This is a genomic window from Noviherbaspirillum album (assembly GCF_035916955.1).
GTDB lineage: Bacteria > Pseudomonadota > Gammaproteobacteria > Burkholderiales > Burkholderiaceae_D > Noviherbaspirillum > Noviherbaspirillum album.
Genome location: NZ_JAWIIV010000020.1, coordinates 87750 through 109459, shown reverse-complemented (window position 1 = coordinate 109459; position 21710 = coordinate 87750). Strand labels below are relative to the sequence as shown.

20 protein-coding genes are annotated in these 21710 nt (G+C 62.3%); 14 read left to right on the top strand and 6 right to left on the bottom strand.

The features are described from left to right. The first annotated feature begins 171 nt into the window (after window positions 1-171). Together RY831_RS21210 and RY831_RS21205 are read left to right on the top strand one after the other, a co-directional pair. A complete protein-coding gene (locus tag RY831_RS21210) occupies window positions 172-840 on the top strand; it encodes a response regulator transcription factor (RefSeq protein ID WP_326508368.1) in 669 nt (222 codons plus the stop codon). After that, a complete protein-coding gene (locus RY831_RS21205) occupies window positions 837-2225 on the top strand; it encodes a sensor histidine kinase (RefSeq protein WP_326508367.1) in 1389 nt (462 codons plus the stop codon). The genes RY831_RS21210 and RY831_RS21205 overlap by 4 nt, the downstream gene beginning before the upstream one ends. Before the next feature lie 148 nt (window positions 2226-2373). Here RY831_RS21205 and RY831_RS21200 read toward each other — a convergent pair whose 3' ends face one another. Next, window positions 2374-2742 (bottom strand): hypothetical protein, encoded by a 369-nt coding sequence (locus tag RY831_RS21200; RefSeq protein WP_326508366.1) that lies wholly within the window; start codon window positions 2740-2742, stop codon window positions 2374-2376. A gap of 474 nt (window positions 2743-3216) precedes the next feature. Here RY831_RS21200 and RY831_RS21195 point away from each other — a divergent pair, with 474 nt between their 5' ends. The 6 genes from RY831_RS21195 (at window position 3217) to RY831_RS21170 (ending at window position 9298) form a co-directional block, all read left to right on the top strand. After that, entirely contained in the window at window positions 3217-4134 is a 918-nt protein-coding gene (locus RY831_RS21195) for a LysR family transcriptional regulator (RefSeq protein ID WP_326508365.1), read from the top strand. Window positions 4135-4322: 188 nt separating this feature from the next. Continuing rightward, complete coding sequence (locus RY831_RS21190) at window positions 4323-5339, top strand: porin (protein WP_326508364.1); 1017 nt, start codon at window positions 4323-4325, stop codon at window positions 5337-5339. Window positions 5340-5536: 197 nt separating this feature from the next. Further along, complete coding sequence (locus RY831_RS21185; RefSeq protein WP_326508363.1) at window positions 5537-6493, top strand: hydroxymethylglutaryl-CoA lyase; 957 nt, start codon at window positions 5537-5539, stop codon at window positions 6491-6493. Continuing rightward, window positions 6490-7710 (top strand): CaiB/BaiF CoA transferase family protein, encoded by a 1221-nt coding sequence (locus RY831_RS21180; protein ID WP_326508362.1) that lies wholly within the window; start codon window positions 6490-6492, stop codon window positions 7708-7710. Before RY831_RS21185 ends, RY831_RS21180 begins: the two co-directional genes overlap by 4 nt. A gap of 30 nt (window positions 7711-7740) precedes the next feature. Continuing rightward, window positions 7741-8247, top strand: a complete 507-nt coding sequence (locus tag RY831_RS21175) for a gamma carbonic anhydrase family protein (RefSeq protein ID WP_326508361.1) — start codon at window positions 7741-7743, stop codon at window positions 8245-8247. A gap of 73 nt (window positions 8248-8320) precedes the next feature. After that, window positions 8321-9298: a tripartite tricarboxylate transporter substrate binding protein gene (locus tag RY831_RS21170; protein ID WP_326508360.1), complete on the top strand. Its 978-nt coding sequence runs from the start codon at window positions 8321-8323 to the stop codon at window positions 9296-9298. Between the two features lie 36 nt (window positions 9299-9334). Here the strand turns inward: RY831_RS21170 and RY831_RS21165 are convergent, their stop codons facing one another. Further along, window positions 9335-10558 carry an MFS transporter gene (locus RY831_RS21165; RefSeq protein ID WP_326508359.1) on the bottom strand — a complete coding sequence of 408 codons (1224 nt, stop codon included), beginning with the start codon at window positions 10556-10558 and terminating at the stop codon, window positions 9335-9337. A gap of 272 nt (window positions 10559-10830) precedes the next feature. On the opposite strand from RY831_RS21165, the gene RY831_RS21160 reads away from it, so the two are divergent. Beyond that, on the top strand, window positions 10831-11001 hold the full coding sequence (locus tag RY831_RS21160; RefSeq protein WP_151637889.1) for a CsbD family protein: 171 nt from the start codon (window positions 10831-10833) through the stop codon (window positions 10999-11001). 146 nt (window positions 11002-11147) lie between these two features. On the opposite strand, the gene RY831_RS21155 is transcribed toward RY831_RS21160, so the two are convergent. Further along, complete coding sequence (locus tag RY831_RS21155; protein ID WP_326508358.1) at window positions 11148-12545, bottom strand: NTP/NDP exchange transporter; 1398 nt, start codon at window positions 12543-12545, stop codon at window positions 11148-11150. Between the two features lie 265 nt (window positions 12546-12810). Between RY831_RS21155 and RY831_RS21150 the strand changes: the two genes are divergently transcribed. After that, window positions 12811-13164, top strand: a complete 354-nt coding sequence (locus RY831_RS21150; RefSeq protein ID WP_326508357.1) for a hypothetical protein — start codon at window positions 12811-12813, stop codon at window positions 13162-13164. Between the two features lie 210 nt (window positions 13165-13374). On the opposite strand, the gene RY831_RS21145 is transcribed toward RY831_RS21150, so the two are convergent. Next, window positions 13375-16698 carry a hypothetical protein gene (locus tag RY831_RS21145; RefSeq protein WP_326508356.1) on the bottom strand — a complete coding sequence of 1108 codons (3324 nt, stop codon included), beginning with the start codon at window positions 16696-16698 and terminating at the stop codon, window positions 13375-13377. A 661-nt stretch (window positions 16699-17359) separates the two neighbouring features. Between RY831_RS21145 and RY831_RS21140 the strand changes: the two genes are divergently transcribed. The 3 genes from RY831_RS21140 (at window position 17360) to RY831_RS21130 (ending at window position 19040) form a co-directional block, all read left to right on the top strand. Beyond that, window positions 17360-17557 (top strand): hypothetical protein, encoded by a 198-nt coding sequence (locus tag RY831_RS21140; protein WP_326508355.1) that lies wholly within the window; start codon window positions 17360-17362, stop codon window positions 17555-17557. Then, window positions 17554-17733, top strand: coding sequence for a hypothetical protein (locus RY831_RS21135; protein ID WP_326508354.1), 180 nt, complete (start codon window positions 17554-17556; stop codon window positions 17731-17733). Before RY831_RS21140 ends, RY831_RS21135 begins: the two co-directional genes overlap by 4 nt. Before the next feature lie 233 nt (window positions 17734-17966). After that, the gene (locus tag RY831_RS21130) at window positions 17967-19040 is read left to right on the top strand and encodes a tartrate dehydrogenase (RefSeq protein ID WP_326508353.1); all 1074 of its coding nucleotides are present in this window, start codon (window positions 17967-17969) and stop codon (window positions 19038-19040) included. Between the two features lie 63 nt (window positions 19041-19103). Here RY831_RS21130 and soxR read toward each other — a convergent pair whose 3' ends face one another. After that, window positions 19104-19658, bottom strand: a complete 555-nt coding sequence (gene soxR, locus RY831_RS21125) for a redox-sensitive transcriptional activator SoxR (protein WP_326508352.1) — start codon at window positions 19656-19658, stop codon at window positions 19104-19106. Between the two features lie 105 nt (window positions 19659-19763). On the opposite strand from soxR, the gene RY831_RS21120 reads away from it, so the two are divergent. Beyond that, window positions 19764-20192, top strand: a complete 429-nt coding sequence (locus RY831_RS21120) for a RidA family protein (RefSeq protein WP_326508351.1) — start codon at window positions 19764-19766, stop codon at window positions 20190-20192. Window positions 20193-20228: 36 nt separating this feature from the next. Here the strand turns inward: RY831_RS21120 and RY831_RS21115 are convergent, their stop codons facing one another. Continuing rightward, window positions 20229-21680 carry a hypothetical protein gene (locus RY831_RS21115; protein ID WP_326508350.1) on the bottom strand — a complete coding sequence of 484 codons (1452 nt, stop codon included), beginning with the start codon at window positions 21678-21680 and terminating at the stop codon, window positions 20229-20231. Window positions 21681-21710 lie beyond the last annotated feature (30 nt).

Genomic DNA, 21710 nt, shown 5'->3' with positions numbered 1-21710 from the left:
CCTGACAAAAAGCTGACAATCCGGCGCGGGGTGGCCGACGGCGGGGTGCCCGAAGATTTACGCAGCCATACCCACTGCCAGTCTTTTCCAATACTATGGAGCCCAATGGGCGAGACGCCTGCTCGGTCGCGCCCTCTGTCATACCGGTTCAATCAATCCCTTACTGGAAAAATGCACGTTCTACTGGTGGAAGACGATGTTGTCCTGGCCGACGGCATCTCCCGTATTCTCAAAGGCCATGGCATGGTCGTCGATGTGACATCGAGCGGCACGGAGGCGGATGAACTCCTCAAGCGCAGGGAGGTGGCCGTACTTGTGCTCGATATCGGCCTGCCCGGCATCGACGGCTTCGAGGTGATCCGGCGCCTGCGTGCGCGGGGCAGCAACATGCCCGTGCTGCTGCTGACGGCGCGCGATGCGGTCGAGGATCGGGTGCGGGGCCTGGAAACCGGGGCGGACGATTATCTCGTCAAGCCGTTTGCCGCTCCGGAGCTTGCGGCACGCATCCGGGCGCTGGTGCGGCGCAGCGGAGTGCGCCCGGCCGAACTGACCATGATGGGCCTGTCGCTCGACACCCATGCCAAGCGGGCCCGGGTCAATGGCCAGGTCGTGGAATTGTCGGCTCGGGAATGGGCCGTCCTCGAATACCTGATGCAGCAGTCCGCGCGAGTCGTGTCCAAGGAACAGATACTGGATGCGATCCTGCCGTGGGGAGAAGGCCTGACCTTGAATGCCGTCGAGGTATATGTCTCCCGCATTCGCATGAAGATCGCAGGCGCCGGCATCGTCATCCGGACGATACGCGGTTTCGGTTACATGCTGGAAGCGAGCAAGGAGTGACGGCAAGCATCCGCTCGGATCTGTTGAAATGGTTGATCACGCCGCTGGTCGTCATCAATTTCATCGGTGCGCTGCTGATCTACATGCTGGCCTGGGGACCGGCGCAGAATGCGCTCGATGACAACCTTGCCGAAGCGGCATACGACCTGCAGGCGCATCTCAGGCTCGAAGGCGATCGCATCAAGCTCAGCCTGAGCGACCAGGCCGAACGCATCCTGCGCGTTAACCGGACCGATGAAGTCTTTTACGTGGTCAGGGACATTTCCGGCGATCACATTGCCGGAGATGTCGACTTTCCCGCGTTTGCTCCCTACACCGCCAGCCAGAGGCCGGTGGCGTTCATGTCCAATATCAGACACCTGCATATCCGCGCCGTGGCCTTGCGGACGGAACTCGGCGGACATCTCGTATGGATAGGTGTCGCGGAGACCCTGACCAAGAGGCGGCAGATCCAGTCGCGTATTCTGCTTGCGCTGCTGGGACTGGAAACCCTGCTGGTGGTCGCCTCGCTGGCCATCGTCTGGTTCGCCGTATCGGAGGGGCTGTTTCCCTTGCATCATGTGCGCAATATCCTGGACAAGCGTAGCGCCGACGACGTGTCCGCGCTTGACGAGAAAGACATGCCAGCGGAATTGCGGCCGCTGATGGGCGCCATCAACGGGCTTCTTGGCCGGGTTCATAAATTCGGAGGGGAACGCCAGTCCTTCCTTGCCGATATTGCGCATCAGCTGAGAACCCCGCTGGCGGGATTCAAGACACAGCTTGAGGGTCTGATTGCACGGCATCGTCATGATGCCGACGTGTCGCGGTCCGCCGGGCTCATGATGGCGTCTGCCGATCGCATGATCCGCCAGACCAACCAGCTGCTGTCGCTGGCCCGCGCCGAACCCAGTCAATTCGAACAGCGACGGATGGAGCGGGTGGAACTCCACAAGCTGATGGCGGAATCGATTCAGCATTTCGTGCAGGAAGCGGACAAGAAGGCAATCGATATCGGCTTCGAGTTGCAGCCGGCCCATGTGATGGGCGACCGCTTTCTGCTGCGCGACATGATAGACAATCTGGTCGATAACGCGATCCGCTACAGCGGTCCGTCTGCAGTGATCACGGTGGGATGCGCGCGCGACGGCGATGCCGTACGCGTGGTCGTTGAAGATAACGGGCCGGGCATTCCGGAGGCGGACCGGGAAAACGTGTTCAGCCGTTTCTTCCGACTCAGCGACAAGGAACACGGCAGCGGCTTGGGACTGGCGATCGTCAGGGATATTGCAAAAGACCACCGGGCCGAAATTGCCCTTGAGTCGGGCGCCGGCGGGAAGGGCACGCGTGTCACGGTCAAGTTTCCGGCACTAAAGAATTGCAGTCATGAATCTGTATCCGAATGACTTATCCAGTAACAAGACATTCAAATTGGAACGTCACGAATTGATACAAATTCGCTCATGAACTTCTGAGCCCGGTGTCTTCTAAAGTCACAAGCGGCTGCACAACACGATGATTGATGTTGCAGCTTGTCTGGAATGCTTATGAAGTTCAACGACGGAGGCAGTATATGAAGAAGCTTTTGATTGCATTAGTGGTTTCCGCATTAGGCAGCAGCATGGCGATTGCACAAAGTTCGTCGACTGGCACCGGCTCTGGCTCGACCGGAACTTCCAGCGGCAGCAGCATGACTGGCGCCACCGACTCGTCCGGGACATCCGGCACATCCGGTACTTCCGGTTCGTCCAGCAAGAAGTCCAGCGACAAGGCCAAGGCACAAAAATCCACTTCGGGCACCAGCGGCTCAAGCGGCTCAAGCGGCAGCTCTGGAAACCTCAGCGGCCCCAACTCCGGCAGCAGCGCGGCAGGCACCAGTGCCGGTTCGACCGGCGGCACGAGCGCCGGCTCGATGGGCAGCACCGGTGGTGAAGGCGGCGGAAGCAAGTAAGCTTGCCTCAGTAAAGTTCAGTAAGGAATAGCCGGGCCCAGCGTGCCCGGCTTTTTTCGTCTGCGATTGCTGCGGATAGCATCGCCAGACTGTGCCGGCAAGGCGCAATGCTTACGATCCATCGCAAGCGCAGCATCGTCCTTCCTTCGCAATCAAAGTCCCTGTTCCATCCTCTTGGCTTGCTGAAGCTTGCGCTTGCGAATTGCGCAACCGCGTGCAAGTCATGAGTCACGATTCGCGGCTCCCGATTTACAGCTTACTACCCGTCAAGTGATCAATTCGGCGATCGTTCGGCGAAATCGAGCCGAGACCTTGAAGCCGGAAAAGAGAGCATGTCTTAATTCGCAAAGTAATATACTGCCTGCAACTCTTGCCAGAACTGGAAGAAACAATGAATTCGCAAGGTGGAATGATTGATGTCAGGAAAATGTGAAGGAAGCTTGCCGATGAAAAGCATCAAGAAACGAATGTGGCAAGTCGACTTCGTTTCCCTTCGCTTGTTTGTCGCCGTATGCGAAGAGGCCAACATTGCGCACGCCGCCGAGCGTGAATCCATAGCGGCGTCGGCCATCAGCAAGCGCATCGCCGATCTTGAATATTCCATCGGTACGCCGCTGCTGCTGCGCCATCGCGCGGGCGTGTCGCCGACTCCCGCAGGCGAATCCTTGCTGCAGCATGCGCGTATCGTACTGCGCAATGTCGAAAGAATGCAGGCTGAACTCAGCGAATACGCGATCGGTGTGCGCGGCCATATTCACATCTACGCAAGCGTTTCCGCGGTGGTGGAATTCCTGCCCGACGATATCAGCGCGTTCCTCGCCATGCACGACGGCATCAAGGTCGACATGGAAGAGCGGGTGAGCGGCGAGATCGTAAGGACCATCGAGGAAAATGCAACCGCCATCGGGGTATGCTGGGACTTCGCCGATACGCGCGACCTGCAGGTACTGCCGTACAAGAGCGATCATCTGACCGCCTTGGTGCATCCGGATCATCCGCTGGCCGGGCGCGACTCGGTGTCATTTGAAGAAACACTGGAATTCGATCAGGTCGGGCAGCATCCGGACAGCATGATGAACCTGTTCCTGCGCCGGCTGGCCGCCAAGTCGGGCAAGTCGGTCATCAACCGCATCCACGTCGCCACATTCGAGGCCGCATGCAGGATCGTGCGGGCCAATCTCGGTATGAGCATCATTCCGGCCGAAGCGCTGCAGCCCTATCATGCACAGCTAGGGCTCAAGATCATTCCGCTCACCGATCCGTGGGCGTTTCGCCGCTTCGTGATCTGCATGCGCGACTATGAAGCATTGCCTTTGCCCTCACGCCTGTTCGTCGATTTCCTGCGCACCGACAGCAAGACCTGATCCCTTGAATCGCGTCGCCGTAACTGCCGGCGTCCCCGCGAGCCATCGTCATCGGCGATGGTATCCATGCCCAATTATTGGCTTTTAAGCTATTCCTCCCCGATATGATCGTCGGTGCTTCGACTTGGCACGGGGCCGCCGCAGCAAGGCCCGTGCATTTTCAGTTCAAGACAATCAAGGGAGACGAAATGAAAAAGACCTTTTGCATGTTTGCCGTACTTGGCGCCACTGGAAGTGCACTTGCGCAGACGCAGGTGAGTATCTACGGTATTGCGGATATAGGCATAGCCCAGGCCGATACCAGCGCCGCCTCGGCGACATGGCGGATGGACAGCGGCAACCAGTCGGGCAGCAGGCTCGGGTTCCGCGGCACGGAAGACCTCGGCAACGGCCTGTCCGCCATCTTCACGCTGGAAAATGGATATAGCCTTGATGCCGGTACGCTCGGCCAGGGCGGGCGCCTGTTCGGCAGGCAAGGCTTCGTCGGCCTGAACAGCACTCGTCTCGGCATGCTCAAGCTTGGCCGGCAGTACACGCCCATGCATCTGGCCCAGGACGCCGTTGATCCGTTCAACGTCAACTTGGCAGGCAACATGCAGAACATCTTCACCGCCAACGGTTTGAACCCTGCGGGCTCGACCATCGGCATGCAGGATGTCCGGATGGACAATACGGTCAACTATACGGCGCCTAGGCTTGGCGGTTTCTCGGCGGAGATCGCCTATGGACTTGGAGAGATCGCAGGCACGTCGTCGGCCGGCAGGCAATTCGGTTTCAGCGCGGGTTACCGGGCTGGCCAGCTCAACCTGGTGCTAAGCCACCACGATGCCAACATTGCGGCGACCGGTGCGGATGGAAGGGCAACCATGCTGGGCGGCACCTACGATTTCGGCGTATTCAAGCTGCATGCCGCGTTCGCCGGCAACCGGATCGCAGCAGCGGCCGCCGCGCCGGACCGCAAGAGCCGCGACGCCATGCTGGGCGTCAGCGCGCCGGTTGCGGGCGGGGTATTGCTGGCATCCTATGTCCATCATGACGACCGGCTGGCCGCAGGCGCAATCGACGCCAGGCAAGCGGCGTTGGGCTATACCTATCCTCTTTCCAAGCGCACCAATCTTTACACCTCCTATGCGCGCCTCGACCGCAAGCCGGCGGGAGCCAGCGATACCAGCCTGTTCAACGCGGGCATCCGCCATCGCTTCTGAGTTTCATGGCAGCGCAACGTGAGGTCGCCGCGTCGCTTGCGGTTCGAACATTTCCCGTCGTCAAATTCACTGTAGCCATCGCCATCCGCGATGGGAAACGTTCCGAAATACCGCTTTTTTCCGGACTGGCGAATCGATATTCTGCAATCGGTCCCCAACAGAATATCGTCCGTATTCACTAACCAGGAACTCCGCCGATGGCAACCTCGAAGCCACATGTCACCGTACAGGAAGTCGGGCTGCGCGACGGCCTCCAAAGCATTGCCGGCGTCATGCCGACCGATGAGAAAAAGCGCTGGATCGATGCGGAATATGCCGCCGGCGTGCGGCACATGGAAGTAGCATCCTTCGTGCCGGCCAAGCTGCTGCCGCAGATGGCAGACGCCGTCGAAGTTATTGCCCATGCATTGCGCTATCCCGACCTGATCGTAACGGCCCTGGTGCCGAATCTCAAGGGGGCGGAAAAGGCATTCGAGGCCGGCGTGCATCGCATCGTTGCGCCGATTTCGGTCAGCGCCGCACACAGCATGGCCAATGTGCGAAAGACGCCGCTGGACATGGTCGAGGAATTCGGCCGCATCGCGGATTTGCGCGAAGCCATGGGAAGGCGCGGCCCGACCAGGCTCATCGCCGGCTTGTCGACGGTATTCGGCTGCACGCTGCAAGGCGATGTGCCGCTCGACGATGTGCGCGAGATCGTGCTGCGGGTCCTCGACATCGACTGCGACATCATCGCGCTCGCCGATACCACCGGCCATGCGACGCCCGGCCAGGTCGACCGTTTCTTCGGCGTGCTGCGACCGCTCGCCGAAGACAGGCTGACGGTAGCGCATTTCCATGACACCCGCGGCATGGCGCTGCCCAATACCATGATCGCGCTGCAGCACGGCATTCGCGAATTCGATGCCTCGCTCGCCGGCTTGGGCGGCTGTCCTCATGCGCCCGGTGCGACCGGCAACGTCGCCACCGAAGACCTGGTGTTCATGCTGGAGAGTCTTGGCTATCACACTGGCATCGATGTCGAAAAACTGCTCGCGGCACGCGCGATTGTTCAGCGCGCCCTGCCCGGTGCGGCGCTGTTCGGTTCACTCGCGCGCGCCGGCCTGCCCAAGGGATACTCGAACCCCCAATCCGAAACAAAGGCAGCAGCATGAATACGCAAGCCAAACAGCCCCATCAAACGCAGGAGCGCCTTCCGCTTTCCAGCATTCGCGTGGTTGAGATCACCCACATGGTCATGGGGCCGACCTGCGGCATGATCCTCGGCGACCTCGGCGCCGATGTCATCAAGATCGAGCCGCCCAAGGGCGACAATACTCGGCGCCTGCTCGGCGCCGGCGCCGGCTTCTTCCGCACCTTCAACCGCAACAAGAAGAGCGTTGCGATCGATACCAATACCGAAGACGGCCGCGAGGCCGTGCGCAGGCTGATCGATACCGCCGATGTCTTCATCGAGAATTTCAAGCCCGGCCGCATGAAGGAGATCGGGCTGGATTATGAAACCCTGCGCAAGCGCAATCCGCGTCTTGTCTACGTCTCGCACAAGGGCTTTTTGAGCGGCCCCTACGAGAACCGTCTGGCCCTCGACGAAGTGGTGCAGATGATGGCGGGGCTGGCCTATATGACCGGTCCGGTCGGCCGCCCGCTGCGCGCCGGCAGTTCCGTCAATGACATCATGGGCGGCATGTTCGGCGCTATCGGCGTGCTGGCCGCGCTGAATGAGCGCTGGATCACCGGCGTCGGCAAGGAAGTGCAAAGCGCGCTGTTCGAAAATTGCGTGCTGCTGTCGGCGCAGCACATGCAGCAATATGCGGCGACCGGCGAAGCCGCCGCCCCGATGCCGGAACGCATCAGCGCCTGGGCCGTCTATGACGTGTTCGAGCTGGCCGCCGGCGAGCAGCTGTTCATCGCCGCCACCGGCGACGCTCAGTGGCAGGCGCTATGCCGGCTCATCGGGCGCGACGATCTGCTGGCAGACCCCAGGCTCGCCACCAACAACCAGCGCGTCGTGGTGCGCCCGTGGTTGCTGTCCACGCTGCGTGAAACGCTGCGCGGCTTCGATGCAAGTGCGCTATCCGCGCAGCTGGAAACGAACAATGTTCCATTTGCTTCCATCGTGCGCCCCGAGCAGCTATTCGACGATCCGCACCTGGTCCAGAGCGGCGGGCTGAGCAAGCTGACGCTGGAAGACGGCAGCCAGACCGACATGCCGCTGCTGCCGATCGCGCTCGACGGGAAACGGCTTAAGCCGCGTCGGGCCATTCCCGCGATTGGCGAAGACACCGATGAAGTCTTGCGCGAGCTCGGTTTCTCCGATGAGCAGATCGCGGCGCTGCACAGCGTACCGGCCAAGGCCAGGCAAGCCGCCTGAGAACGAGTCCTGACATAAAGGAGTCCTGATATGGCAACTTACCGTATCGGCGAGCGCGCGCCGCAGATCGACGAGACCGCAAGCGTCATTGGTGACGTGCGGCTGCAAGCGAACACGAGCGTCTGGCCCGGCGCGGCCGTGCGCGGCGACAATGAGCCCATCGATATCGGCGAAAACAGCAATATCCAGGAAGGTGCAGTGCTGCACGCCGATCCCGGGTTTCCGCTGTCGGTCGGGCGCAACGTTACCGTCGGACATCAGGCCATGCTGCATGGCTGCACTATCGGCGAAGGATCGCTGATCGGTATACAGGCAGTCGTGCTCAACGGCGCAGTGATCGGCCGCAACTGCCTCGTCGCGGCGGGCGCCGTGGTCACCGAAGGCAAGCGGTTTCCCGACAATTCGCTGATCCTGGGCTCGCCTGCGAAAGTGCTGCGCGAGCTGGACGAAGCCGCGATCCTAAGCATGCAACGCAACACCGCTGACTATGTCGAGCGCCGCGGGGTTTACAAGGACAAGCTGGTTCGCCTTGACTGAGTCGATTTTATTTCCGGGCCGGATGCCAAAGGCCCATTAACCCATTGACCCATTAACGGATGGAGACACCACCATGAATAGCATTTCACGCAGGCGCCGTGCCGCCGCCGCCGCACTCGCGCTGTCGATCGCATTGCCGGTATCCATGTCGTTCGCGCAGGGCGACAAGACCATTCGCATGATCGTGCCCAATGCGCCGGGCTCCAGCGTCGACTCGCTCGCCCGCACGGTCGGAGACAGGCTTGCCAAGGCGGCAGGCGGCTCAGTCGTGGTCGAAAACTTGCCCGGTGCCGGCGGCGTGCCGGGCACCACGCATCTTACGCGCGCAGCCAAGGATGGGCAGACGCTGGCTATGGTGTCCAATAACCATGTCGTCAACCCGAGCCTGTACAAGAAGATGCCCTACGATGCCATCAAGGACATCACGCCGATCACCGTGGTAGCCGGCTCACCTTTCGTGCTGGTCGCCCATCCTTCGGTGCAGGCAAAGAATCTGAAGGAACTGGTTGCTCTGGCCAAGGCCAATAAAGGCGAGCTGACGATCGGCTCTTCCGGCAATGGCACCATCCTGCATCTGGCCGCCGAAGCGCTCCAGAGCGAAGCAGGCATCAGGCTACGCCACGTACCGTACAAGGGCACCGGCCAATTGACCACCGACCTGCTCGGCGGCCAGATCCAGCTTGCCTTCCTAGGCGTGACCGGCGCTGCCCAGCATGTAAAGTCGGGCAAGCTGCACGCGATCGGCGTATCGACCACCACGCCGTCTGCGCTCCTGCCGAATGTGGCGCCGCTGGCGCAGCAAGGCGTGCCCAGTTACGATCTGCAAGGCTGGATCGCATTGATTGCGCCGGGCGGCCTGCCGGCACCTGTCGCGAACAAGCTGCATGCAGACATCAAGGGATTATTGGATACCAAGGAAATGCAGGAGGCGCTCAAGATACAAGGCTTTACGGCAATGGGTACGGCGCCCGAGGCGACCGCAGCGCTTTTCCAGAACGAGCTGGCACGCTATGCGACGCTCGTCCGGCAGTCCGGCATGACGATAGATTGAATGGCCTGGGCGCCGCCAACGAACCGATCAGCAGGATCACGCGGACCGCCGCGACAGGCGAACCAGCCTGCAGCTCAGCACGAAGCCCAGCGCCAGCACGGCGGAACTCGCGGTGAAGGCGGTCTTGAATCCGCCGGCGTATTCAATCAGCAGTCCGGCCAGCGCCGGGCCGGCGAGCTGGCCGACCGCATAGAACAGGGTGACGTAACTGGTGGCGCGCGGGGCCAGCCTTGGTTCGACCGACTCGGCGGCAATGATCAGGATGGAAGTGAACATGCCGGACACCGTACAGCCGAGAATCAGGTAGTGCAGGGTGAAACCGGTGACGGTCGGAAGCAGAACGGGCAGCAGGGTCGCGACCGCGTTGAGCGCAACCGAGATCAGCAGCGCCGCGGGCCGGCCGAAGCGGTCGGAAAACAAGCCCCAGCATGGGCCGGCGAAGATCGAGAGTATTCCCAGCAGCGCCGAGAGGCGGCCGGCGGTCGACGCCGTCACGCCTGATGCGAGCGCATAGCTGAACATGAACGTGGTCTGCGCGATGTAGGTGGTGCCGACCACGCCGTAGAGCAGGCCAGTGAGGATCAGCTTCTTGTCGCGGTAGACCGAGGCGGAACCGCCCGAGGTGGAGCCGGGCGCCGCGATCCGCGGATTCGGCAGGAACGCCAGGCTGGATATCAGGGCAATGATGCCGGCCGCCGCGAATGCGCCCCAGGCCCAGCGCCATGCGGAGTGGCCGGCCAGGTCGACCAGAGCCGGGATCAGCAGGCTTGCAAGCAGGACGCCGATGCCGATGCCGCTGTTGGTGACGCCGATCACCGTACCCCGCCGATGCGGATAATGGCCGGCAAGCAGCGAAATCACCGGCGTGAATGCGAATGCCGTTCCGCAGCCGAGTATCAGCATCCCCAGCAGCAGCAGGCCGAAATCGGAACTGACGCCGAGAAGAATGAAGCCGGCGGTCACCAGCGCCAGGCCGAGCACGACTGCGGCGCGGCCGCCGCGGCGGGAAGCGAAGACACCGGCCACCATGACCAGAAAAAGATAACCCAGGGACGCAGTCGTCACCAAGGTACCTGCCTGCTGGTAGCTGAGGCCGAGGTCGGTGCGCATCGAGGGCAGGATCAGGCCGAACGCGAGGCGGGCGAATGCCACTGTTACCAGGGTCACCATCATTCCCGTGAGCACAGGCAGGATGATGGGAATAGGCCTGTCTGTCGTGCCGGCGTCCTGTCCGGCTTTTTGTTCTTTTGTTTCTCGCATGAATTGGGGCGTCGCTCCAGGTGCGCCGCCTGTCTCGCTGTCTCGTTATCGGCTATCGTGCCGTGATAGGTGGGTTTTCCAAGTCGCTGATGACCAAAAACCTTAACATCTTTCCGGAAAACGCGTGCGTTGCCGGAATGCAGCCCGGTTGCCATGACAGTGCCTTCGGCCTGATTAACCGCAATATTACAATTGCGAAGCTATTCCTGGCATGAACCAAATCATCCATGCAATGTCATTATTAATACAATCAACTCTTGCTGGAGGATGAAATGAATCAGGACCAAGTCAAGGGCAATATCAAGGATGCGGCTGGCAAGGTGCAGGAAAAGGTCGGCCAGGTATTCGACAATCGCGATCAGCAAGCCAAGGGTGTCGAGAAGCAGGCTGAAGGCACCGTGCAGCGCGTGGTCGGCAATGTGAAGGACACTTTCAAGCGTTAAGCCGGCGAATCTCGCCGCCCGCCCGGTATGACCCCGGGCAAGCATGAAAGAACGACGGCCCTGACGGGCCGTCGCCGGTTTACCGGGCACTAAGCGGGCACTAAGCGGGCGCTAAGCGGGCGCTAAGCGGGTACCGCACGGGCTTCCTATGATGGCGCTTGCGGCTTGCCCTGGGCCGATTCTGGTACGCTGGCCGCGCGTGGCACGTCGGATGCTTCGGGCATGTCAAGGCGGCGATACGACCGTGAAATCGACATGGCCGAAGCGGCCCAGGCCGCCGCGATGCAGGCGCCGAGCAAAGGAACGGCCTGCGGCGCGAGCATCAGGTCAGCCAGCGTCTTGAGCCAGGCGCTGACCGCGTCGGCGCCGCGATACACGACCGTATCGATGAAGTTTTTGGCCTTGTACTTGATATGCGGCGGCAGGACGGTAAACAGCATTTCCCTTCCCGGCCTGACCAGTGCGTATTCTCCCACCCTGCGCACTACAAGAATCATGATGAACAGCGCAAAGAGCGGACTCACGGTCAGCAGCAGGAAGCCCGCGATCATGGCCAGCGGCAGGCCGACCAGCAAGGCGCGCACTCCCAATGAGGTCGCGATGCGCGCCGTCAGGAAAAATTGGACCAGAAGCGAGAGCAGTTGCACGACGGCGTCTATCGTCGCGAAGAACCGGGTCTGCTCGGTGCGGCTGGCGAACCGTTCCGCGACCAGCCTTGCCTGCTCGAGATAAAGAAAGGTGTTGACGCTGGCCAGCAGCACGACGAACAATGCAATGCCCAACAGGAAAGGCGATCGCAGCACATCCGCCGCGCCGGCAAGGGCATTGCCTCCCAGGCGTGAATCGCGGGAGTCGCGCAGATTGCGTGAATCGCGCGGCATCATCGGTGCGTTCTGTTCCTGCCGCGGCATGTCGGGCGGAAGATCGAAGGGAAAGCGGTCGCGCCAGCGTTGCAGGTAGTCCGAGCAGGCAATGGTGACGACCAGGATAGCGGCTGCCAGAAAGAGCAAGCCTTCGTTGCCGATGCGAGTGACCAGCAGGGCACCAGCCAGCGGGCCGGCCAAGCCTCCCAGGCTTGCGCCGGCGGCCATGAGCGCAAACAGGCGGCGCGCCTGTTCGGCAAGGAAAATGTCCGCCAGGACGCTCCATGCGATCGAGATCGCCGCCAGGTTGAACACCGAAAGCCAGATGAAGAAGCTGCGCGCCAGCCACGGCGCATCCCCGGCCATGGCAAAGGCTATGCCGAAGGCCAGCAGATTCAATGCAAAGAAGCCCAGTATCCAGTGGCAGACATGGCGGCGCCTGATTTTCGAGATCGCCCAGCCGATGGCCGGCGTCGCCGCCAGCGTGACGACGAACGTGCCGGTGAACAGCCACTGCAGCTTGTCCACGCCGCCGGCGATTCCCATCGCTTCCCTTACCGGGCGCAGCATGAAATAGCTTGAGAACAGGGAAAACAGCATCAGGAAGCCGGCGAACACCGCAGGCGCTTCATTGCGGCCGATGCCGAGAAGGAGGGACTGAAGCGAGCGAAGCTTTTTCATTATGCCTTTGCAACATGCGATGCCGACTCTTCCAATGAAGACGCCGGATCGGCCTGTTGCGTTCACGGTGCGGGTGAAAAAACAGCGTTCACGGACATGCCATGCTGCGCGCCGATTACCTGCCAGATAATTGATGCGGCGCGCAAAGGCTGGCATCGTTCTTCCGCAGGGCCGTCGCCGCCAGTCGCTCATCCTTCCCCAGCGCAGGCCGATTCTGTCCGGTTCCCGTTTTCCAGTCCCCAGTCCTCATTTACCAATTTCAGCTATGCAAAAGGAAAACCACTTCGATATCAATGCCGCCGGCGAAGACAGGCTCGACGAGGCCGGTCCTGTGGTGCTGGTCAGCACTATCGCACCGCAGGCCGGACGCACCATCGAGTTGCTGTATGGCGAAGTCGCGGCGATGTATCGCTGCGCCGAGCCCGGCAGCGGAATTCTTTCGACACGCCTCTATCATTCACTTTGCGGCGACGGCGTGATGCTGGTACAAACTTTCGACAGCATGCGGCATTACCGTGAATGGAGCGAATCCAGCGACGGCAGGTTCGCCATGGAAAGGCTGCGGGGCATGGCGGAGCGCGTGAATCAATCCTTCTACCGGCTTTTCTACCGCGACTAGAGCGTTTTCGGCTTGACCGGACTAGGCGAGGCCGAGAAGATTTGACCGTAGGACAAGACGTGGTGATGCGACATGGCGGGGCCATGGCAAGGAGACACAACGCAGTACTGCGGGCAAATGTTCCGGCATCGTCAGTACAGTCAAGCCGAAAACGCTCTGGTGGCATGCACCGCCAGGCTGCGGAGCCCAGGTGCAGCCCCGGACCAATGCTCAGCCGAGGCTCTTGAGGCTGCTGCTTGCCACGGCATTCGTTCTGCCGGCATAGATGCCGAATTGCACGGCGGCCGATGTGTCGGCGCGGCTGGTGCGCTGCGTAAACAGCAGGTGAGGCATCCACGCGGCGTCGCTGGCAAGCAAGGCATCCAGCTTTTTCGACAATGCCGCCGCCTGCTCCCTGTTCCCCGCCCGTTCGAACAGCATCATGGCGGAGCGCAAGGCAGTGGCGCTTTCCAGTGCCTCGGCGGTCAGCTCGAAAATCTCGGTGTACCGGGTTTGCGCGTCTCCGTTCCTGCGCGCATCGTCAAGCTGCGCGCGCAGCATCGCATAAGCCCTGTCGTAAGCGTCCTGGCGATGCGTATCGCCGCCATTCACCTTCTCCTTCTGGAATCGGTTTGCAGTGGCGATTGCCCAGCGGTCGAGCTTGGGAGCGACGCTGGCGATAAGGGATTCGGCATCGCGGTGCATGATCGTCGACCGGCTGCCGTTGCCGATGGCCCCGTTTTCAATCACCAGCGTATAACTGCCGGAGCTTCCCCAACTGCCGATTTCCTTCGAGGTCACGCACATCGCGTTCAGCAGGCTGCCTGCCGCCTGCTTCGTGCGAGCCGGCAGGGCCGAAGGAGCCGATGTGCCTGCCAAGGCCCTTGCCATCTCGCCGGCTTGCTGCAACGCATGAATCTGCCCGGTCAGTGCCGCGGTGTGGCTTGTGCCATGGCTGGATTTGATGACGTTCAACGCTGCCCTGGACTCGTCCCGGCTCAGCCTTTGCGCATGGGCCTTTTCGACGCTGATGCCGGCCGACAGGCCGGCGGAGAGCGGGCCGGCGCTGACCGATGCGCCGCCTGCCGCGGAAACGCCTTCGCGCATGATGCGCTCGGTGGTGTCGAGCAGGCCGACGCACAGCGTCGGACAGGCTTGCAGCAGGTTCTTGAGGGTGGACTCGCCATCCCTCCCGGGCGCTCTTGCTGCATGATCCCGCCGCAGCTCAGGAGACCTGCGTTCGATGACATACTTGCGAAAGAGCCGGCCGAGCAGGAGATTGCTGTCCCGGTCCGCGGCCATGCCGCCGGGGCGCGGCAGGCTCAGCTTCACGCCGTGTGTGGCGGGATGTTCCACGCTTGTAAAGACATCGAGCGATGCGCCGGCCTTGAAACCGCCGACTCCCCTGATTTTCACTCCCGGGCCGATACCGACGCCGCCGCCGGCCTGCATCTTCACCGAGCGGCGCGTACCGACGAAAATCTGATTGCCGTCGACCGCCGTTTCCATTTCCAGCACCGCTTCCCGCTTGCGCACCACACTGGCATCGACCCGCGGCCGCACCAGGCCGAAGCTGAGAAAGGTGCCCAGGAGCCGGGTCACTTCCCTTGCTCCTGCGCCGGCGAAGCCGCCGCTTGCGTATGAGAGTTTCGAGCCGAGTTCCATGCGTGCAGCGGCGCCTTCGATCACCTCCCCGATCATGCCGAGCTTGTCCGGAGCTTCATCGAGTTTTTCAAGATGCGGTGCAGGCACCGGATCGCCGGCCCCCGCGTGTAACTGCCTGACAGCGCGGGCATAGGCGGCCCAGTCGGGACGGTCCGTCCCGGGCTCTTGTTCCTGTTTATCTAGATCTCGATGCTCCGGGGATTCGCCGCCAGCCGCCTGCACCGCATCCCGTACATCGCTTCCGGGCAGCGCCGACGCCCATTGCTGCAGGCGATCCAGGGTCAGCGGCCGGGCCGCCGCTGACAAGGCGCGCTCGACGGCATCGCGCGTTGCCTGCGTTTGACCGGCTTCGCCCCCCGCGAGCCATGTGTAGATGCGCTCGCGTGCCCGTTCGACCGTATAGCGATCGGGAGCGGCGCCATGCAGCAGGGTCGGGAAGGGCGCGGTGTTGCTGACGGTTTCCATCAGAAGTGCCAGCCTGGCGAGGTTGCCGGTTGCATTCTCCGAGGGATTCGGGGAGTTGCCGCCGGGCTGCGTACTCAAGGCCCGGCCTTCATCGCCGCCGGACGCCTTGAGCGCCTTGATGATGTTGCCGAGGATTTGATCCCTCAAGGCGCGGCCATCGTGGATGACGCCTTGCGTGGCGTTTTCCATGGCGACGCCGCATTGCCTGAGTCCCCGGCCGGCTTCCAGCGAATTGTAGGCATGCAAGGGCGACTTTCCGTGGCCGGGCAGCAGATACGGCACCGCCTTGCGCCATGCCGTAGATGCCCGGCCGTTGCCGGACGTGGCGCGTTCGCACCAGATGGCGACCTTGTTGAGCCGCCCTTCGATGCGCGCGTAGGCGGTCGGCTTGCCATCGATGATGTGCTCGTCGGTGTACAAGCCGTTGAGGATGAATCCGATTGCCCATTCATGTTCGCCTGGCTGCGCCTGGTAGGCAAATGGCCGCGCCGCCTGGTTCAGGAGATGAGCATGCGAGGCGCCGAGACGCTTGCGGATCTGGCCAATGCCCTTGTCCAGCACGGTCGCGGGCTCGCCGTCGAGGCTTGCCATCGAATACGGCGCTGGAGACGCTGACAGGCCCTGCCTGAGGGCGCTGCGGCATTTCTCGCGGCATGCCTGCAGATAGGCGTGCAGCATCATGTCGTCATGCCGTTCGATGTCCGGGTGCGCGCCGGGAGCAACGGCATCGTGCAGCGTCAGCGCCTTGAGAGCGGCGAATCCGGCCGGCGTGGCCTCGAGTTCCTGTGCAATCTTCCAGGCCAGGGCCAGATCCTGTTCGTTGAAGCGATGGCAGCCATCGCCGTCCCGGGGACCGGCCGCGGGACAGCCGACGCCGGGCTTGGCCACGCTGGCGGGCAGTCGTTCAGGAACGCGGATGCTTGCCAGCAGATCGACGTTGCGCAGGCAGCAAAGCGCCCGGGATGCCGCCGCCGGATCATTCGCGCATGCCTGCAGCGCAGCTTCCATCACGCATAACATGCCGATGCCCTGCATGGCACCAGCCTTCGTACCCGTGATCCCCGGCAGGCCGCAGATGTCTTTCAAGACATTCAGGAAAATTTCGTGCGCTTCAGTGTTCGCCGCAGTAAAAGTAGCGGCCCTCTCATTGATGAAATGAAGATAGGCACGCTTGTCGGCGAACCGCTGCAGCGACGTGTCTTTTTTTAACTTTTCGGTCAACCGTGCCTGCGTCGCGTGGCCATGCCAGTCGGCCAGCGGCCGGGGAGCAATGCGCTTGTCTTCGAGCTGGGTGCGAGGAATGTCGCTGTTGTGCAGTTGCGGCGACGGCTGCTTCTTCGGAGTTGTGGTGCGTGTGGTGAACGGGGTGTAGGAACGCGTCTTGGCGCCGCCCTTGAGATCGCTGCCCGACTTCAGCTTCCGCATGGCGGCGTTCAAGCTGTCCCGTAAGCTGTTCCCTCGCCCTGATCGGCTCTGCACGCCGGTCAATGGCGGCAATGCGGGTCCTGCCGCTGGCAAGGCTGCGGGCGCCGGGGTGTAGCCAGCCCTATCTGAAAGTTTGGGGCCGGCGAAGAATGCTGGCAATGGCATCGAAAATTTCGGCACGGTGTTACCTCCTTCGGTGCGCTCGCGCCGCCGGCTGCAGTTTCCTTCCGGCCCTGTACGCATGGTGCAGTGCCGGAAAGGCAGTAGCGAGGCGGTAGCGACCTGCTTGAACGGCCTGGCGTACAAATGAGTAGCAATAGCCGAAGAAGATATCCATCGAACCGCAATTTTTTTGCGCTGGTCGGCAAATGCCGGAAATGGCAGCGACCGGTAGAGCCCGCGCCAGCAACTATGTACAAGCCACCGCATGTTCCATCAGGGTCAATCACGCATTTCCTGAATAAAACTTTTACGCCATGCTGACAAATCTCAAGAATGTTGCAATCGACTTTCCTCAAGCCTGGTCAGCACGTACTGAACCGCTTGCCGGAGCGCGCAGGTCCGCGGTGAACTTAATCGGAAAGCGCCTGCCTATCGATGAGAGGCCGGCCGCAGGCCAGGCAATATCTTTACAGGATTACAGATTTTAAGGAGCGCATCCATGGACACCGGACAGGATAAAGAGCAAGCCCGAGTTGAGCGCCAGGTGGCGCAACCGGCCGACGGGTCGCTGAAGATGCATGGCGACCAGCTGGAAAAGCCTTTGCATGAAATGCTTGAGGATGACGACAATCATCAAGTCGATCCCGGGGAAGCCGAGACCGAATCCGGAAAACGCAGCCCGCAGCAACGGCAATGAGGATTTCACACCGACATCAACGACGGCCATTCGTCTGCATCGCGTTATTGGCAGGACTGCTGCTGTCCGGCTGCGGCGGCTATGCGCGCAATAACGGCAGCAATGCCGGCGGCGGTTCCAGCATCGAAGTGTACGGCGTCATCGATGCCGGCATTCAGCGTGAACGCACACGCTGAACCTGCAGCGCGCCGGTCCTTCCCCTTTTCATCTGCAGAATGACTTTGCCCCTTGCGCATCACGGCCGCAGCGGCGCGTGACCGCGCATGTGCGCATGCGGCCGGCATGGGCCTGGAAACTCCGGTATGCTTTTTCCGTTGCCGCTTTCCCGCGGGGAAGGCGGTGGCGTGGACATCACCATTCAAACCATTCATCACCATTTCAGGCGGCAATTGATTCAGGGTTTTTTCACATGACAACTCATCGCATCGCGGTCATCGCCGGCGACGGCATCGGCAAGGAAACCGTTCCGGAAGGCTTGCGCGTGCTCGACGCGGCGGCCCGCAAGTTCGGCATTAATCTTCAGTGGGACCATTTCGATTTCGCCTCCTGCGATTATTACGAGAAGCACGGGCAGATGATGCCCGACAACTGGAAGGAGCAGATCGGCGGACATGACGCCATCTACTTCGGTGCGGTAGGCTGGCCCGACACGGTGCCCGACCATGTCTCGCTCTGGGGATCGCTGCTGAAATTCCGCCGCGAATTCGACCAGTACGTGAACCTGCGCCCGGTCAGGCTGATGCCCGGCATTCCCACGCCGCTGGCCAACCGCAAGCCGGGTGACATCGACTTTTACGTGGTGCGCGAAAACACCGAGGGCGAATACTCGTCCGTCGGCGGCAGGATGTACGAAGGTACCGAACGCGAGGTGGTGTTCCAGGAAAGCGTGTTTTCCAGGAAGGGCGTCGACCGCATCCTGAAATTCGCGTTCGAGCTTGCGCAGAAGCGTCCGAAGAAGCACCTGACATCGGCCACCAAGTCCAACGGGATTTCCATCACGATGCCGTACTGGGACGAGCGCGTAGTCGAGATGGCGAAGCAATACCCCGGGATTCGCTGGGACAAGTACCACATCGATATCCTGACTGCCCACTTCGTGCAGAATCCGGATCGCTTCGACGTGGTGGTGGCGTCCAACCTGTTCGGTGACATCCTTTCCGATCTCGGTCCCGCATGCACAGGCACCATCGCCATCGCGCCGTCGGCCAACATCAATCCGGAACGCGCATTTCCCTCGCTGTTCGAACCGGTGCACGGCTCGGCGCCGGACATTGCCGGCAAGGGCGTCGCCAATCCCATCGGCCAGATCTGGTGCGGCGCGATGATGCTCGAGCATCTCGGCCATGCCGAAGCCGGCGCGGCAGTTCTGCGCGCCATCGAGAAGGTGCTCGAAGCCGGTCCGGCCAATGCGCCCTTCACCCGCGACATCGGCGGCAAGGCAGGCACGCAGGATCTCGGGCGGGCAATCGCGGAAGCGCTTTAACGGCGGGGCCAAGCCGGGCCCGTTCGTTGCCGTTGCAGGCCTTGCGGCTGCCGCCGGCCTGGATCAGGAAGCGGCGCGGCCTGCCTTGCGCCGGCCGCGCGCATCAGGCTGAGCGCTTTCCGACGGCGCGGCAGGTGCCGGCGCCGCTCCCGGCTCCAGGAACTGGGGTCCCGCGCCGCATTCGGCGACACTGTCGGCGGGATTGACCAGCGGACAAAGCTTCATCGACAGGCAGCCGCAGCCAATGCAGCCGGTCAACCTCTCGCGCAGCAGGATCATGCGTTGTATGCGGTCATCGAGGTCTTCTTTCCAGCGCTTTGCCAATCGCTCCCAGTCCCGTGCCGTCGGCGTTCTCGATTCCGGCAGGGTCTTGAGCGCCGCCTCGATGTCGGACAGCGGTATGCCCAGGCGCTGCGCCGCCTTGATGACGCCGACCCTGCGCAGCATGTCGCGGGTATAGCGCCGCTGGTTGCCCGGGGTTCGCCTGCTCCTGATCAAACCCTTGGCTTCATAGAAATGCAGCGCCGATACCGCGACGCCGCTGCGCCTCGCCATCTCTCCCACGCTCAGATCCTGCGGCAACGGCGCAGACCCGGCGTTCTCATCATGATTGTTCATTTGCGCTTGACCTCAAGTTGAGTTGAGGTTTTATGCTACCGCACATTGGCAGCCGGCGGCTGTCATGTCATCGCGAATTTTCCTCAACCAATCTAGGAGAACACCTTGGAAAGATCTTTCATGCAGCCTTCCGCTTCACTCGTTCACTTCGTCAATCCGCAAGGTCTGTACGACCCGGTCCCCAACGGCTACTCCCACATGGCGATCGTCGCCGGGCCGGCACGCCTGGTCCTGCTCGCCGGGCAGGGTGGACAGGACGAACGCGGCGAGCTGGCGCCGGACTTCAGGTCGCAAGTGCGACAGGCGCTCGAAAACGTGCAGATTGCGCTCAAGGCGGCCGACACCTCTACCGGAAAAATCCTGCGGCTGATGGCGCTGGTGGTCGATCACACCGAAGACAAGCTGGCCATCTTCGGCGAGGAGCTCGCGCGAGCCTTCGGTACGGGAATGATGCCGGCATGCACGCTGATCCCGGTGCCACGGCTGGCGCTGGACGGCATGCTGTTCGAGGTGGAGGCGACCGCGGTCGCCTAGTCACCTAGTCCTGGTCGTCTGGTTGCCGGACCCGGTTCACATCAGGAGGAATGCGCCCAGCAGCAGGAAGTAGCCCAATGCATAAGGCGCATTCCATGCGCTCAGGCGAAAGGCCGAGACGCCGGAGATGGCTTGGGTCAGGCCCAGCGTGCCGCTGAACGGGCCGAGCATGAAAGTCAGCACCGAACCGCCGATCAGCGCGAGCGCCAGCTGCGCCGACGACAGGCCCAGCAGCTCCGGGCGCAGCGAATCGGCCAGCAGCGCGATGGCGACCAGCGGATGCAGTCCCAAAAAGGAGCCGGCCAGCGTCATCAGCGGAATCAGCAGCACCAGCGCTTGCGCGCCGGCCGCATCGCTCAGCTGCATGAACAGCTGGTTCACCGCCGCGTCCGAGCCAGACAGCCTGATGGCTGCAGCGAAGAAGCCGGCGGCGAGGAACACCGCGAACTGGTCGGCCATGCGCGGGATGCGCGCCAGCGTGGCCTGGCCGCCTTCGCCGATGAAACGCCTGCCCTGGCCGATGGCCAGGCACCAGAGGAAGGCTCCGGGCAGGGCAATCAGCGTAACGACGGTGACCAGGCCGACGCGCAGCCAGGTTTCGATGAGCACGAAGCCGGCCACCAGCAGGCCGATCCCCAGCAGCATGCCTGCAAGGTCGCGCCATGGAGACACGGCAGGCGGATCGGAGCGGGCCGGCGCCGACACGGACACCGACAACGACACTGACACCGATGCGGCGGATGGCTGGCGCGCATTCAACAGGCGGAATATCAGCCAGTTGATCAACAGGCAGCCTGCGCTCAGCGCGAACAGGCGCGGAAAGAGCGCCGCCCAGTCGAGCCGCAAGGTGTGCAGCACCATGCCGACCACGCCCGAGACCGGCGTCCAGAAGAGGGGTAGCACATAGCCCGAAATCGAGGCGCCTGTCATGAAGCGCATCCGGTTGTCGAGCGCATAGCGTTCCACCACGGGTTGCAGGCAGGCCATCATGATGGGAATGGCCGCGAGGCTGACCACCGAGCCGCACAGGTAAGCCATCAGCGTGGTCAGGCAATTGAGTCCGGCCAGTCCATGCACGCGCCGCTGCAGCAAGGCCTGTATCGCCCTGCTATAGCCACCGAGGCGTATCGGTTCGGCCAGCACCGGCAGGGCGGCGAACAGCGCGAGCAGATAGGCCATGTCGCCGAAGGCGCCCAGCCAGCCGCTCCATCCCAGCCCCGCGTGCCACAGCAGCAGGCTGCCGCCGCCGACGAAGCCGAGCGCGATGCAGCGCGCGAGCAGTGCTGCGCGCGGCACGGAGAGGGCGATGGCGACGATGGACAGCAACGAGAGCGGAAGTCGAAAGACGTCGTTGCCGCTGACGTTGAGCAGCAGCACGCAGGCGATGACGCCGAGATAGGCGACGGCATGCGGAACGTCGCCGCTTCGGATGGCGGCATGCGCAGCGACTGGCAGTGCAGACCGCGAGGGAGGAGGCGGAGAAGTCATCGGCAGGGCAGTGCAGGGCACAATCGGTAA

Coding starts and splice junctions, on each gene's coding strand:
- RY831_RS21210 (WP_326508368.1), top strand. CDS start 172: ATGCACGTTCTACTGGTGGAAGACGATGTTGTCCTGGCCGACGGCATC.
- RY831_RS21165 (WP_326508359.1), bottom strand. CDS start 10,558: ATGCGAGAAACAAAAGAACAAAAAGCCGGACAGGACGCCGGCACGACA.
- RY831_RS21185 (WP_326508363.1), top strand. CDS start 5,537: ATGGCAACCTCGAAGCCACATGTCACCGTACAGGAAGTCGGGCTGCGC.
- RY831_RS21160 (WP_151637889.1), top strand. CDS start 10,831: ATGAATCAGGACCAAGTCAAGGGCAATATCAAGGATGCGGCTGGCAAG.
- RY831_RS21130 (WP_326508353.1), top strand. CDS start 17,967: ATGACAACTCATCGCATCGCGGTCATCGCCGGCGACGGCATCGGCAAG.
- RY831_RS21190 (WP_326508364.1), top strand. CDS start 4,323: ATGAAAAAGACCTTTTGCATGTTTGCCGTACTTGGCGCCACTGGAAGT.
- RY831_RS21175 (WP_326508361.1), top strand. CDS start 7,741: ATGGCAACTTACCGTATCGGCGAGCGCGCGCCGCAGATCGACGAGACC.
- RY831_RS21195 (WP_326508365.1), top strand. CDS start 3,217: ATGAAAAGCATCAAGAAACGAATGTGGCAAGTCGACTTCGTTTCCCTT.
- RY831_RS21145 (WP_326508356.1), bottom strand. CDS start 16,698: ATGCGGAAGCTGAAGTCGGGCAGCGATCTCAAGGGCGGCGCCAAGACG.
- RY831_RS21140 (WP_326508355.1), top strand. CDS start 17,360: ATGGACACCGGACAGGATAAAGAGCAAGCCCGAGTTGAGCGCCAGGTG.
- RY831_RS21150 (WP_326508357.1), top strand. CDS start 12,811: ATGCAAAAGGAAAACCACTTCGATATCAATGCCGCCGGCGAAGACAGG.
- RY831_RS21135 (WP_326508354.1), top strand. CDS start 17,554: ATGAGGATTTCACACCGACATCAACGACGGCCATTCGTCTGCATCGCG.
- soxR (WP_326508352.1), bottom strand. CDS start 19,658: ATGAACAATCATGATGAGAACGCCGGGTCTGCGCCGTTGCCGCAGGAT.
- RY831_RS21170 (WP_326508360.1), top strand. CDS start 8,321: ATGAATAGCATTTCACGCAGGCGCCGTGCCGCCGCCGCCGCACTCGCG.
- RY831_RS21180 (WP_326508362.1), top strand. CDS start 6,490: ATGAATACGCAAGCCAAACAGCCCCATCAAACGCAGGAGCGCCTTCCG.
- RY831_RS21155 (WP_326508358.1), bottom strand. CDS start 12,545: ATGAAAAAGCTTCGCTCGCTTCAGTCCCTCCTTCTCGGCATCGGCCGC.
- RY831_RS21115 (WP_326508350.1), bottom strand. CDS start 21,680: ATGACTTCTCCGCCTCCTCCCTCGCGGTCTGCACTGCCAGTCGCTGCG.